We start from the raw sequence: 14,079 nt of genomic DNA, 5'->3' as shown, positions 1-14,079 counted from the left end.
GACGTACTTGCAGCGGCCCCCGCAACCGGACCCACCCCGCCTCCCCACAGAAAACCAGCTTCTGCTGTTGCTGTTGCTCCAGCCCGTAGCGGGTGCAGGGCGCAGCCCTGCCAAACCCCTACCCCCCGGCCATGGCCTGCCACCACTGCGACAGCAGCTCCGGCCTGCGCAGGCGCTCTCGCCACCAGCGCAGTGCCGCGCCATCCTCACCCGTGCGCCAGGCCAGCCAGAAGGTCTCTTCCGGCTTGTGCTCCTCCACCTCGCGGATCACCAGTTGGCCGCGGGCCACCGCCGCGCGCGCGCACGGCTCAGGCAGGAAGCCGAAGCCAACGCCCTCGCACTGCAGCTTCAGCTTGCTGGCCATGTCCGGCACCGTCAGCATCTCCTGCCCCATCAACAGGCCCACCGTGCGCGGCAGCAGCCGGCGCGCCGAATCGGAAACGGCGATCGCACAGTGCTCGACCAGCTGCTCGCGACCGAGCACGCCCGGCACGTTGGCCAACGGATGATCCGGCGCGACCGCGAACACGAACGCCACCGTGCCCAGCGGCTCGACCACATAACCACCGCCACTGGGGCCCTCGCCCGGTGCGCCCACCAGCAGGTCGGCACGTCTGTCGAGCAGGGCCTCCCAGGTGCCGGACAGGGCTTCGCCGATCAGCCGCAGCCGGGTCGGCGCCTCGACCTCACGGAATGCAGCGATGTCAGGGCCCAGCAGCCAGGTCGGGAAAACCGAATCCACCGCAAGGGTCAGCTCGGTCTCCCAGCCCGATGCCACCCGGCGCACCCGCAGTTCCAGTTCGCGGGCCGCGCGCAGCAGGTGCCGGCCCTCGTCCAGCAACGCGCGGCCGGCCTCGGTCGGCTCGGCACGCGGCCCGACCCGGTCGAACAACTGAACGCCCAGATCCTCCTCCAGCTTGGCCACGGTGTAGGAGATGGTCGAGGGCACCTTGTGCAGGGCCTTGCCGGCGCCGGCGAACGAGCCGCGGCGGTCAATGGCATCGAGGATCTGCAGGGCATCGAGGCTGAGCTTGAGCATTCGAATTTTTCGATGATGGCTGTCAAAACTATCCGTTTTTCAAACCATGGGTGCAAGCGGATACTTCTCTCCAACGGGGAAACACGGCGGCTACCGCCCCACCCCGCCCCATCGAAACCATCGAACAAGGAGATTCCATCATGCTGCAGATCCGCAAGAGCGCTACCCGTGGCCTGGCCGAGCATGGCTGGCTGTCCTCGCGCCATACCTTCTCCTTCGCCAACTACTACGATCCCCGCTACGTCAGCTTCGGCCCGCTGCGGGTGATCAACGAAGACAAGGTGATCGGCGGCCAGGGCTTCGGCACCCACAGCCACAGCAACATGGAGATCGTGTCCTATGTGCTGGGCGGCGCGCTGGAGCACAAGGACTCGATGGGCACCGGTTCGGTGCTGCGCTACGGCGACGTGCAGCGCATGAGCGCCGGCAGCGGTGTCAGCCACAGCGAGTTCAACCACTCGGCCGACGAGACCGTGCACTTCCTGCAGATCTGGATCTTCCCGGATGCGGAGAACATCACCCCGTCCTACGAGGAGACCCACTTCACGCCGGACAGCAAGCGCGGCCAGCTGCGCCTGATCGCCTCGCCGGACGGCGCCGACGGTTCGCTGCGCATCCACCAGGATGCCCGCATCTTCGCCACCATCCTCGATGGCGGCCAGAAGCTGCACCATGCGCTCGGCAACGGCCGCGGCGCCTACGTGCAGGTGGCCCGTGGCCAGTTGCAGGTGAACGGCATCACCCTTGAAGCCGGTGATGCGCTGCAGGTCAGCGACGAAGCGCAGCTGACCCTGGAAAACGGCAACGACGCCGAAGTGCTGGTGTTCGACCTGCCGCTGTAACCATGGCGCCCGCGATGCCATGACGCATCGCGGGCGTTTTCGTGGGGCGACTGGCGTCAGAACCTGTACGTCATCGCCAGACGTACATTGCGCGGCTCACCCCAGGTGTACGTGCTGTACCAGCTGAAGATGGTGTAGTAGCGCTTGTCGAGCAGGTTGTTGACGTTGAGCGTGGCCGACAGGCGATCGTTGAATTCATAGCGCGCCATCGCGTCCAGCAACCAGTATGGCTGGGTGCGATGCACCACCTTGGCCTGCGTGGCCGGGTTGGTGATCTCGCCGAAGGTGGAATCCTGCCAGCGCGCGCCACCACCCAGCGTCAGCCCCTTCCAGTCGCCACGCAGGCGATAGCTGCTGTGCAGGCTGAACTGGTTTTCCGGCTCCAGCGTGGTCACCTTGCCACCGGCCTGGCGCGCGATCTTGTGCGAGAACCCACCCTGCACCTGCCAACCCTCGGCCAGCTGGCCCGACATTTCCAGCTCGTAGCCCTTGGTCCGCACGCCCATCAAGGCGCGATAGGCATCCTGCCCATCCGGCGTCTTTCCGCCGGTGGGCTGGGCGAAGTTGTCCTGGTCAAGCTGGAACAGCGCTGCACTGGCGTTGAAGCGGCCATCGAGGAACTCGGCCTTCAGGCCCATCTCGTAGCTGCGGCCTTCCAGCGGATCCAGCGCCTTGCCCTGCTCGTCACGCTCGCCCTGTGGCTTGAAGATGGTGCTGTAGCTGGCGTACACCGAATAGTGCTCGCCGAGGTCGTAGACCACGCCGGCATACGGCACGAATACGCCGGTCTCGCGGGTCTGCGGCGAGCGGTAGCTGGCCAGGCGGCTGCCAACGATCACCTTCAACGGATCGGCCACGTCGAAACGGCCGACCACGTACAGCCCGTTCTCACGCGTCACTTCATTATTGCCGTAGCTGCGCTGCCATTGCGGCTCGGGAATGTCGCCCTGCCATGCGCGGTAGTCCGGCACCTCGGTCGGATAGCCGGGCTGCGGCGAGTAACCGGTATTGGTCCAGCGCTTGCGTGAGGCACTGCCGCCCACCACCAGCTCGTGCTCGCGGCCGAACAGGCCGAAATGACCACTCAGGTAGAAATCGGCGGCATTGCTGACCGTCCTGCCAACGTACTTGCCCAGCCACAACGACACGCCTTCGCCGGTGACCGGATCGGGATTGCCACCGGCCGCACCGGCCAGCGCGGCGTCATAGCCGTTGACCTGGTGGTTGAGCTGCAGCTTGGCCACCCAGTCGTTGTCGAAGCTGTGCTCCAGCGTGGCAAACCCGGTACGCACGTACTGGCGCCAGCCACTCCAGCGGGTGCCGTTGTTGAACGAGCGCGGCATGTCATTGAAGTTGCCGGCACTGTCCAGCAGCGGAATACCGCCCCAGGTCGAACCCTTCGGGTCGCTGTCCATCGCATCGCCACCCACGGTCAACAGCGTGCGCTCGCCCAGATCGGCTTCCAGTACTGCATAACCGACCTTGCTGGTGCGCTGGTAGTGGTCAAGGTTGGAATGCTTGTCCTGCCAGGCGCCCACTGCCCGACCGCGCACGCGCCCATCGGCGGTCAATGGGCCACCCACATCGATCTCGGCGCGGTAGTCATCCCAGCGACCGAGGCCCAGCGTCGCGCTGCCGGCGAAGTCCCTGCCCGGCTTCTTGCGCACCAGGTTGATGGTCGCGCCGGGATCGCCCATACCGGTCAACAGGCCGGTAGCACCCTTGAGCACTTCGATGCGGTCGTAGATGGCGGTGTCGCTGAGCGTGTTGCCGGCCGAATAGGCCGAGTCACGCGACATCGGGATGCCGTCGTACTGGAAGTTCTGCACCGCGAAACCACGTGCGTAGTACTCGGTGCGCTCGCTGTCGTAGGTGACGATGCTGATGCCCGGGGTCACCCGCATCACGTCGTCGATGCCGTGCAGGCCAAAGTCATCCATCTCTGCACGGGTGATCACGCTGATGGTCTGCGGGGTCTGCCGCGGGGTCAGCACCAGCCGGGTGGCGGTGGCGATGGTGCCCGGTGTGTAGGCGCCGCTGCCTTCGGTGATGGTACCGAGCTGGTTGGCGGTGACCTGCACGGTCTGCAGGGTCTGCGAGGCGGGCGACTGCGTGGCCTTGTCGCCGTCATCGGCGGACTGTGCGACGGCGCTGCCGCTGCCGGCCAGTGCAGCGATCAGCAGGCTCTGTGCGAGCGCCTGCGGCAGCGGGCGGCGGCGCAACAGCGAAGACGGGATACGGGCAACGGGTACGGACAGCACGACGGGACCTCCACGATCGGGTGGGATCCTCTGGCGACGGCTGGAGGGGATGGGGATTCGGCCGGGTGGCCGCAGGCGCAGGAGTGTACTCCCCTGCGCCCCGGCTGTCGTGCGATGTGCTGTCGTGCGTCGCGATGGCGCGGGATCAGCCGCCGATGGCGGCGCAGGCCTCCAGGATCAGCGCGGTTACTTCCTTCGGCTGCGAGGCCAGCGAGGCATGGCTGGCATCCAGCTCCAGCAGTCGCTTGGGCTGCATCCTGCCAGCCATGGCCTTCTGGTTCTCCGGCGCGATCATGCGGTCATGGCGGGACAACTGGTACCAGCTGGGCCGGTGCTTCCACGCCGGGTCACTGACCGCATCGCCGAAGGTGCTGGCCAGCGGCGCCTTCTGGGTCACTGCCATCACCCGGCCCTCGTCGGCGCTCAGGTCCTGGCAGAAACTCTCATGGAACTTGTCCGCGCGCAGCCACAGGTAGCCATCGCTGTCCGGTGCGAGGTTCGGCGCCGCCTCCGGCAGGTGCTGCTGGGTGATGCCGCCCGGGCTCTCGCCGGCATCCGGGGCGAAGGCGGCAATGTAGACCAACCCCTTCACGTTGGCCTCGTTGCCGGCCTGGCTGATCACTGCGCCACCATAGGAATGGCCGACCAGCAGCACCGGCCCGTCGATCTGCCGGATCATCTTCTGGGTACGACCCGCATCGTCAGCCAGCGAGGTCAGTGGCAGTTCCACCGCCTGCACGCGGTCATGGCCGTTGCGATGCAGTTCCAGGATCACCTTGGCCCAGTGTGCGGCCCCGCCCCAGAATCCATGGACGAGGAGGATGGTCGGTGTGGTGCTCATGTACGGATCTCCGGCAGCGGCCGGCGGAATGCCGACCGTGCAGCCACTGTCCGTGGGCGGCGTTAACCACTGGTGACGCAATCGGGTCACTGCAATCGTATGCGTCGTCCAATGTCATGCATGGCACTTGCCGATCCCGCCTGAAAACGTTTCCATGAGCGTTCCTCTGGAGCTTCATATCGCGCATGACGCCTTCATCCCCGCTTGCCCAGCAGCACGCGACCCGTGCCGCCTTCTTCATTCCCGGATTCGCCACCGCCGCGTGGGCGCCGATGGTGCCCTACGCCAAGGCCAAGGCCGGGTTGTCCGATGCCAGCCTTGGCGCGGTGCTGCTGTGCCTGGGCCTGGGCTCGCTGCTGGCGATGCCATTGGCGGGCGCACTGACCGGGCGGCTGGGCTGCCGTCGGGTGATGGTCATCACCTGCGCGATGATGTTGTGCGCGCTGCCCCTGCTGGTACTGGCCCCTTCACCCATGGCACTGGGCGCGGCGCTGTTCGTGTTCGGCGCCGGCGTAGGGGCACTGGACTGTGCGATGAACATGCAGGCGGTGGCCGTCGAGCGCGATGCCGGGCGCGCGATGATGTCCGGCTTCCACGCCTTCTACAGCATTGGCGGCTTCGTCGGTGCCGGCTGCATGACCGGCCTGCTGATCCTGGGGACGCCGCTGTGGCTGGCCGCGCTGGTGTCGGTTGCCGCGCTGCTGCTGGTTGCAGTCCTGTCGGCGCCGCACTGGCGACCGCAGCGCATCCTGCACGAAGGCCCCCTGCTGGCGTTGCCGCATGGCGTGGTGCTGTTCATCGGCGTGCTCGCGTTCGTGGTGTTCCTTGCCGAGGGCTCGATGCTGGACTGGAGCGCGGTGTTCCTGGCCGACGTGCGGCAGGTGCCGCGCGACCAGGCCGGCGCGGGCTTCGCGGTGTTCACCCTGGCGATGACCGCGATGCGGCTGTTTGGTGATGGCATTGTCGAGCGCCTCGGGCGAACCCGCACGATCGTCATCGGTGGCATCACTGCGGCCGCCGGTTTCGGCCTGGCCACGCTGGTCCCGTCGTTCCCGGTGGCGCTGGCCGGCTACGTACTGGTCGGGCTGGGCTGCGCCAACATCGTGCCGGCGCTGTTCTCGATGGCCGGCCAGCAACGGGTGATGCCGGAGAGCATCGCCATCACCGCGGTGACCACGCTGGGCTACGCCGGCATCCTCGCCGGCCCGGCCGCGATCGGAGCGCTCGCGCATATGACCAGCCTCGGCTTCGCCTTCCTGTGCGTGGCCGCATTGCTGCTCGGCGTGGCCGCGTCCGCACGCTCACTGGCACGCCGCCTGCCCTGACAGAAAAAGGGGACGGAGGGGATTAAGCCGTATCTGCCTCGGGTGGGCTGCAAACGACTTAATCCCCTCCGTCCCTTTTTTGTTCAACCGCGCGTTGGAGACTTCGGCGAAGTATCAGCGTCGTCGTGCACCAGCCACTCGGCCTGCGCCGGCAGCTGCGGGGCCGGGCACGCGCTCTTCGGCTGGTGCTCGTCGCGGGCCATCCAGTCATCGACCACGCCGGCCAGCAGATCCAGCCGCAGCGGCAGGGTGATGTGGTCCTCGCCACGCATCTCGATGTAGTGCGCGCGCGGATTGGCCAGGGCCAGCTCGCGGCCCTGGCTGACCGGAATATGCTGGTCGCCCTGCCCGTGCAGCAGCAGCACGCAGGCACGGGTATCGGCCAGCGCGCGCGCCACGTCCACGCGATCCAGATCGACATCGATGCGGCGGCTGGCTGCAGCGATCACCTGGTTGATGTCCTGGCCGCCGTAGCGCCAGCGCGCGTAGGACGCCACCGCCTTCGCCTTCAGGCCTTCCGGCTGCAACCCCATCAGGTGCGGGATCATGCTGCGGATCGCCACGCCGGCATTGGCGAACGACTCCATCGCCACCACCCCGGCCACCTGGTCACCCAGCTTGTCGGCGGTGAACACCGCGGTGGCGGCGCCGTAGGAGACTCCAAACAGGTACAGCGGTCCAGTGATCTCGCCGCGCGTGCGCAGTTCGCCGATCACATCGACGACGTCGTCGGATTCATACGTGCCATAGCCGGACGGGCCTGCGCCGGACTGGCCGTGATTGCGCAGATCGAGGGTCACCACCCGGTAGCCCGATTCGGCCAGCTGCAGCGACCACGGCAGCATCGAATCACCGTTCATCATCCAGCCGTGCAGCAGTACCACGGTGCCGCGTGGCGCCTGCGCGCGGAACGGCCGCGGCACGGCCAGGCTCAGTCCGGTATCCAGCGGCAGGCCGTTCTCGTGGCGCTGCGGCAGGTAGTGGTAGCGCGCACCGTAGTCACCCGGATCGAACACGCGCCAGAAGATCGGCACGCCATCGCGGCCCGGTGCGAAGCCATGGCGGTTGGGCAGTTCGGCGATGGCCGCGGCGATGCGCGGGCGATCAAGCAGGGTCGACACGCCACCTGGCGCAATCAGCCTGTCGGCGAGCGAGGTGGACGCGGCATTCATCGAAGAAGAGCATGCAGCCAGCCACAGGCCGGCGCACGCCAGCAACAGCAGCAGCAGGCGCTTCATATCACGTGATAGGGGCAAATCAGACAGGGTGGGACGTTAACGCCTCAGTCGCGCGGCCATCTATCGCGCGCGGATGACGGCTTGATGACAACGCAGGAACGATTCAGCTTGGTGTACAGGGTGTCTCCGTCCGGTCATTGATCCGGATCAATGAACGCGACTGCCGGATTGCCCACAGTGCCGCCATGCGCACCTCGCTCAAGCTCGCCATTGCCCTGGCCGCCACGCTGGCCGCCGCCTACGGTATCGCCCGCACCACGCCCTACTGGTTCGCGCCGCGACAGACGGCGCAGGTCGACATCCACGATCCAGCCCTCATCACGCAGGGGCAATACCTGTCGCGCGCCGCCGACTGCGCGGCCTGCCATACCGCGCCGGGCGGCAAGCCGTTCGCCGGTGGCCTCGGCATGCAGACGCCGATGGGCACGATCTACTCGACCAACATCACGCCCGACCCGGACACTGGCATCGGCGCCTACGACTACGCCGACTTCGAACGCGCCGTACGCCGCGGCATCCGCCACGATGGCCAGCCGCTGTATCCGGCGATGCCGTATGCCTCGTACGTGATCGCCAGCGACGCCGAGATCAAGGCGCTGTACGCCTATTTCATGGGCTCGGTGCAGCCGGTGAGGCAGGACAACGCCGACAGCACGATTCCATGGCCGGCCAACATGCGTTGGCCGCTGGCGTGGTGGCAGCTGCTGTTCGCACGACCGCGCAGTTTCAACCCGGACCCGTCGCTGGATGCCGGGCAGCAGCGCGGTGCCGAACTGGTGGAAGGCCTGGCCCATTGCGGTGCCTGTCACACCCCACGCGGCCTGGCGTTCCAGGAAAAGGCGATGGCCGACGATGGCAGCCGCCAGTTCCTGTCCGGCTCGGTGCTGGAAGGCTGGTACGCGAAGAACCTGCGCAACGAGTCGACCGGCCTGGCCAGCTGGAGCGAAGGTGAGATCGTCGACTTCCTGCGCACCGGCCGCACTGATCGCTCGGCGGCCTTCGGTGGCATGGCCGACGTGGTCGAACACAGCACGCAGTACCTGTCCGACGCCGACCTGCTGGCGATGGCGCGCTATCTGAAGCAGCTGCCGGCGCGCGAGGGCCGCAGCGCGCAGTGGGCGGCCGGTACCGACGCCACCACCGCAGCGCTGCGCAATGGCGACTACCGCGTGGCCGGCTCGCTGGCCTATGCCGAGCACTGCCAGGCCTGCCACCGCGCCGATGGCCGCGGCATGCCACGCGTATACCCGGCGCTGGCCGGCAACTCGATCGTATTCGCCGATGATCCCAGCTCGCTGGTGCAGGTGACCTTGATTGGTGGGCGCACGCCACATACCCCGCATGACCGCATGGCGTTCACCATGCCGGGCTTCGAGCAGCTGCCGAACGCACAGCTGGCACAGATCCTGACCTTCATCCGCAGCAGCTGGGGCAACCAGGCCAGCGCGGTCAGCGAGGTCGACGTGGCGCGCATGCGGCGGGTGGTGCGGGACAAGCCGGTGCACTACGTTCCGCAGGAGGCCGCACGATGAAGCGCTCGCGCAAGCATTCCCGCCTGCTGTTCGGCAGTGCGATCGCCGCCCTGGTGCTGGCCGGTGCCGGCACCCTCGCCTATCGCCATCTGTACCCGGACCTGGATGCCGCCACGGCCAACACGTTCGACATGCTCGATATGCAGGGCAAGGTGGTCGGGCACTACCAGCCACCCAGCGCCGAAGAGATCGCCGCGCTCGGCAACGCCGAGTCGGTGATGCTCGGACGCCGCCTTCTCAACGAGACCGCACGGCTGTTGCCGGACAATGTCGGCAACGATCTGAACTGCAACTCGTGCCACATGGCCGAGGGCAAGCGGCCCTTCGGCAACCACTACTTCAATACCGGTGGCGGTGCCTATCCGCGCTACATGCCGCGCCCGGGCAAGGTGATCGGGCTGACCGAGCGCATCAACGGCTGCCTGCAGCGTTCGATGAACGGCAAGCCGCTACCGAAGGACGCGCCGCAGATGCGCGCGATGCTCGACTACATGGCATGGCTGAGCAGTCCGGTACCCGAGGGCGCCCGCGTGGCTGCGCCCAGTGAAGGGCCGATCGACAGCACGCTGACCCCGGACCCGATCCGCGGCCAGGCGCTGTACGCCGCCCAGTGTGCGGCCTGCCATGGCGACAATGGCGAAGGCCGGCGTGATGCCAGCGGTGACATCGCCTTCCCGCCACTGTGGGGTGAGCACAGCTTCAACATCGGCGCTGGCATGGCGCGGCTGTACAAGGCCGCCGGCTTCGTCAAGCACAACATGCCACCGGCGGTAACCCGCGAGCCGCCGCTGGGGCAGCAGGTGATGCCCGACCAGGACGCGGTGGACATCGCCAGCTACTTCATCAACCAGCCGCGGCCGGACTTCGCGAACAAGAGCAAGGACTGGCCGCGCGACCCGAAACCCAAGGACGCGCGGTACTGAGCAGGCGCCCGCTCAGCGCTTGACCAGCTCCACGCGGCGATTGCGTGCCTTGCCGTCCTCGCTGCCATTGTCGGCCACCGGCTTGTCCGCACCGAAGCCGGCCGCCTGCAGGCGATCGGCGGCGATGCCCCTGGTGGTCAGCGCGGCCACCACCGACCGTGCGCGATCCTCCGACAGGCTGCGGTTATGCGACACGGCGCCACTGTTGTCGGTGTGGCCTTCAATCGACAGCTTCAACGCAGGATCACCCTGCAGTAGCTGCAGCACCTGCGCCAGCTGCGGTTCGGAGGCCGGCAGGATCTGCGCCTTGTCGGTGGCGAAGTTGACCTGGATCGCCACCCGGCCGTCGCTGTCCAGCTTCTTCTTCAACGCATCGGCCGGCAGCAGCGCCGCGGTCTGGGTGAAGCCCTTGCGCTCGGCCACCACCCAGCCGGCACTGAGGTATTCCAGCCGCGCGTGCACCCACACCTGGCGGCCATCGGCCAGATCGACGCGGTAGACCACGCTGTCGTAGTTGTTCCAGTTGTAGCTGGCTGCATTGCTGTAGGCCGACTGCACCGGCTTCGGCACCCCCTCGGCCGCCTCGCGCGGGATGCGCCCCTCGAACACCTTGGTGCCGTTGACCTGGGCCATCATCGCTTCCAGGTTGCGGCGCACTTCGTGCATCGAGTACTCGCGCTCACCCTTGTCGAAATCGACGGCGAAGGTACGACCCTCGACCTGCTCGAAGTGATCGCCGGTCCAGAACGGGAACGCATCGAAATCACGTTGCTGGGCCTTGTTGCGGTCGCCATAGCCGGCCGGCAGGGACAGGTGCGGGAAACTGTCCGACCACTGCGCAGAGGCCTTGAACGGCACTTCATCCACCACCACCAGGCCTGCGCCGTTGCTGTCCACCGCCAGCTGCAGCCAGACGGTGCGGTTGGCCTGGCGCAGCACGTAGACCGTGGTGGGCGCGTCCTGTTCGCCGTTCACCGCGTCGATGAAGCCACCGCCGATCTCGCCTTCCAGCTGCGGGCCATAGTAGATATCGCGCAGCAGTGTGCCTTCAAACACCTTGCGGCCACCGGCGGCCGTGATCACACCGTCGAAGTTGCGCTGCACTTCCAGTGCAGAGAACGTCTTGTCGGGTACCGCTTCACTGTCGGCCACGATGCGGGCCGACCAGCTTAGGCCTTCCACCCAATGCACGCCCTCGCCCATGCGGAACGGAAATCGTGCCCACGCGCGCGGGTGCGGTGCGTTCTGCGGCGCATAGCCTTGCGGCAGGCTGAAGAACGGCAGTTCGCCCAGCGCGGCAGTGCTCAGCTGCACGCTGCCGGTGTCGAACGGCACCAGCGGCACCGGCTTGCCATCGCGGTCGGTGAGTGCGGCGCCATCGGCCGCAGTGGAGGACGCCGGCGGCGCTGCCTCGGGTGCGGCGTTCTCACCGGCGGTGGGCGGCGGAGGCTGTGCGCCCGCCTGTTCGCCTGAAGGCGCCCGGTTGCAACCTGCCAGCAGCACCAGTGCTGCGCCTCCCAGCCAGATCTTCGACCGCTTCCGCATCGCCAGCACCTCAGCTCCATTGAAGCGCCGAGCATACCCGAAGGCCGTGACCGGCCCCACAGTGCCATCGTAGTTGCGTGGCCACGTCATGCCGATGTCATTGGCGCTGCCGACACTCCGGGGCTTCCCTCCCTTGCAGGTCCGGTTTCGATGCGAACGATTGCGCGCTTTCCCCGTATTTCGCTGCTTGCCCTGCTGATCGCCCCCGCACTGGACGCCCTGGCCGAAGCACCGCAGGGCGAGACGGCCGAAGCGCGCAGCAACGACGCCCGTACGCTGGACCAGGTGCAGGTGATCGGCCAGGCCACCAGCTACGCCAAGACCTCGGTACGCGCGGAGACGCTGAACCGGCAGACGGTGATGAGCAGTGTCAACGACGCGCTCAATGAAGTGCCGGGCGTGGTGGTCAGCGAGGCCGACGCCACCGGCTCGTCGGTGTGGGGTACGCAGATCAGCATGCGTGGCTTCGTCACCAACCGCGACACCCAGCAGATCGGCACCACCATCGACGGCCTGCCCAATGGTGGCTCGGGCTACGGTGGCGGTTCGCTGGCCAACCGCTACATCGACACCCTCGATCTGGAAACGGTGGAAGTCAGCCAGGGCACCGCCGACATCTCCTCGCGCTCGAACGAGGCGCTGGGCGGTACGCTGAACTTCCTCACCAGCGACCCGCTGCAGGACAGCCGCCTGCGCTTCGTGATCGGCGCCGGTGACAACGACGCACGCAAGTACTACGTGCGCTATGACACCGGCCTGCTCGGCGGCCACACCCGCGCCTGGGTCAGCGCTTCCTCGTCAAAGGTGCACGATTGGATCGATGGCACCGGCCACGCCAGCAACGACCATATCGCCGGCAAGTTCATCACCGAGCTGGACCGCTGGACGCTGACCGGCTACCTGTCCTACAACGATGCCGACGAGCCTGAGTACACCAGTGTCTCGCCCGCCGGCTTCGCCACCAACCCGGACCGTGACAATCTGGTGGGCACGCTCACCGGCATTCCGTACCTGGACCAGAACTACCGCTCCGGTTCGCGTGCGCTGCGCGAAAACACCTTTGGCTACCTGCGCGCCGCCTTCGATGGCGGCAACGGCTTCAAGGCCTCGGTGGCGGCCTACGGGCACCGCATGGAAGGGCGCGGCGACTGGCTGCCGCCGTACCTGGCGCAGGTCAGCGATGATGGCGCCGGTCGCCCGGAGTCGGAATACATCGGCGGCAAGACGGTCTACGGCGGCAGCAATCGCGGCCAGATCTTCTTCGTCAATCCCGATGGCAGCGCCGCCCAGCGCCTGGCCAGCTGCACCCCGCGACTGGGCTTCACCGCCGAGTACGACCCGAACTGCTACGCCGGCAATGTACTGGGCGCACAGTCCTACCGCCACACCCACTACGACAACGATCGCATGGGCATGACCGCCGACGTTGAATGGCGGCAGAGCTTCGGCGCGGTCGACAACACGATCCGTGGTGGCCTGTGGGTGGAGAAGCTGGACCGCTCGGCGCGCCGCGACTGGCATCGCCTGCTCAATGTCGGCCAGAGCATCGCCTTCGACCACCAGCCGTACTGGGTACAGTTCGAGGACAAGTACTCGGTTGACGAGCAGATGTACTACGTCGAGGACGTCGCGCGCTTCGGCCCGTTCAGTGCGCGCCTGGGCGTAAAGCAGTTCTTCGTCGACCAGTCACGCCGTCGCGTGATCGGTGCCGCCGAGCATGTGACCTCCGACTCCAAGTCCGACCCGCTGCTGTCGACCGGCTTCACCTGGGCGCCGGGCGTGGAAGGCATGGAGCTGTTCGCCGGCTTCTCGCAGAACTTCGCCGCCATTCCCTCTGGCGTGCTGGGCGAGACCGATCCGCAGCGCTTCCGCAACGTCGAGCCGGAAACCGCCGACAACATCGAAGTGGGCATGCGCATCAGCCGCTGGCCACTGACCGCCTCGGTCACCCTGTACAACATCAAGTTCGACAACCGCATCGTCTACCTGCCGGCCGGCTTCGTCAGCGGCATCGACTACCTGGGCGAGACCGACGGCGTCTACGAGAATTTCGGCGGCGTGGAAAGCAACGGCCTGGAAGCCGCCTTCGGCTACGGCTGGGACAACGGCTGGCGGATCAATGCGGCCTACACCTACAACCGCTCCAAGTACCTGGGCAGCGGCAACGGCGCACGCGATACCCAGCTGGGTATCGTCGACGGCGCCAAGGTGATCGGCCAGCCGGAGAACACCCTGGTGTTGTCGGCCGACTGGCAGGGGGCGAACTGGAACTTCGGCCTGTCCGGGCGCTACCTGGGCACCCGCTACCTGGACGCCGCCAACGTCAACAAGCTGCCGTCGGCCACCGTGTTCAACGCCAACATCGGCTTCGACCTGCAGGGCCTGTCCCCGCGCCTGAAGGGCATGGGTGCCAACCTGGTGGTGAGCAATCTGGCCGACAAGCGGTATCTTGCAGGGGTGGACGGTCGCGACAACGCCTTCATCGGCGCCCCGCGCACCGTCGGCATCTCCTTCCGTGTGGACCTGTGAGTGA

10 protein-coding genes are annotated in these 14,079 nt (G+C 67.1%); 5 read left to right on the top strand and 5 right to left on the bottom strand.

Translation table 11 applies throughout. The features are described 5' to 3' along the window. Window positions 1-118: 118 nt before the first annotated feature. Window positions 119-1,039 carry a LysR family transcriptional regulator gene (locus tag O0J73_RS07965; protein WP_308308443.1) on the bottom strand — a complete coding sequence of 307 codons (921 nt, stop codon included), beginning with the start codon at window positions 1,037-1,039 and terminating at the stop codon, window positions 119-121. Between the two features lie 140 nt (window positions 1,040-1,179). Here O0J73_RS07965 and O0J73_RS07960 point away from each other — a divergent pair, with 140 nt between their 5' ends. Further along, window positions 1,180-1,881, top strand: a complete 702-nt coding sequence (locus O0J73_RS07960; protein WP_049457850.1) for a pirin family protein — start codon at window positions 1,180-1,182, stop codon at window positions 1,879-1,881. 56 nt (window positions 1,882-1,937) lie between these two features. Here the strand turns inward: O0J73_RS07960 and O0J73_RS07955 are convergent, their stop codons facing one another. Together O0J73_RS07955 and O0J73_RS07950 are read right to left on the bottom strand one after the other, a co-directional pair. Next, window positions 1,938-4,142, bottom strand: coding sequence for a TonB-dependent siderophore receptor (locus tag O0J73_RS07955; RefSeq protein WP_308308442.1), 2,205 nt, complete (start codon window positions 4,140-4,142; stop codon window positions 1,938-1,940). 145 nt (window positions 4,143-4,287) lie between these two features. Beyond that, the gene (locus O0J73_RS07950; RefSeq protein ID WP_006432237.1) at window positions 4,288-4,983 is read right to left on the bottom strand and encodes an alpha/beta hydrolase; all 696 of its coding nucleotides are present in this window, start codon (window positions 4,981-4,983) and stop codon (window positions 4,288-4,290) included. Between the two features lie 185 nt (window positions 4,984-5,168). Here O0J73_RS07950 and O0J73_RS07945 point away from each other — a divergent pair, with 185 nt between their 5' ends. After that, complete coding sequence (locus tag O0J73_RS07945; RefSeq protein ID WP_006432236.1) at window positions 5,169-6,308, top strand: MFS transporter; 1,140 nt, start codon at window positions 5,169-5,171, stop codon at window positions 6,306-6,308. Between the two features lie 83 nt (window positions 6,309-6,391). Here the strand turns inward: O0J73_RS07945 and O0J73_RS07940 are convergent, their stop codons facing one another. Beyond that, complete coding sequence (locus tag O0J73_RS07940) at window positions 6,392-7,546, bottom strand: alpha/beta fold hydrolase (protein WP_197563956.1); 1,155 nt, start codon at window positions 7,544-7,546, stop codon at window positions 6,392-6,394. Between the two features lie 185 nt (window positions 7,547-7,731). Here O0J73_RS07940 and O0J73_RS07935 point away from each other — a divergent pair, with 185 nt between their 5' ends. Together O0J73_RS07935 and O0J73_RS07930 are read left to right on the top strand one after the other, a co-directional pair. Next, the gene (locus tag O0J73_RS07935) at window positions 7,732-9,078 is read left to right on the top strand and encodes a cytochrome c (protein WP_308308440.1); all 1,347 of its coding nucleotides are present in this window, start codon (window positions 7,732-7,734) and stop codon (window positions 9,076-9,078) included. Then, window positions 9,075-10,001, top strand: coding sequence for a c-type cytochrome (locus O0J73_RS07930; RefSeq protein WP_006432233.1), 927 nt, complete (start codon window positions 9,075-9,077; stop codon window positions 9,999-10,001). The genes O0J73_RS07935 and O0J73_RS07930 overlap by 4 nt, the downstream gene beginning before the upstream one ends. 12 nt (window positions 10,002-10,013) lie before the next feature. Here the strand turns inward: O0J73_RS07930 and O0J73_RS07925 are convergent, their stop codons facing one another. Then, a complete protein-coding gene (locus O0J73_RS07925) occupies window positions 10,014-11,636 on the bottom strand; it encodes an OmpA family protein (protein WP_308308439.1) in 1,623 nt (540 codons plus the stop codon). A 60-nt stretch (window positions 11,637-11,696) separates the two neighbouring features. On the opposite strand from O0J73_RS07925, the gene O0J73_RS07920 reads away from it, so the two are divergent. Further along, entirely contained in the window at window positions 11,697-14,075 is a 2,379-nt protein-coding gene (locus O0J73_RS07920) for a TonB-dependent receptor (RefSeq protein WP_308308438.1), read from the top strand. Window positions 14,076-14,079: the final 4 nt, after the last annotated feature.

The sequence above is a fragment of the Stenotrophomonas sp. Sm6012 genome, from assembly GCF_030985895.1.
In the GTDB taxonomy this organism is placed as follows: domain Bacteria; phylum Pseudomonadota; class Gammaproteobacteria; order Xanthomonadales; family Xanthomonadaceae; genus Stenotrophomonas; species Stenotrophomonas forensis.
This window is presented reverse-complemented; position numbering and strand designations above follow the sequence as displayed.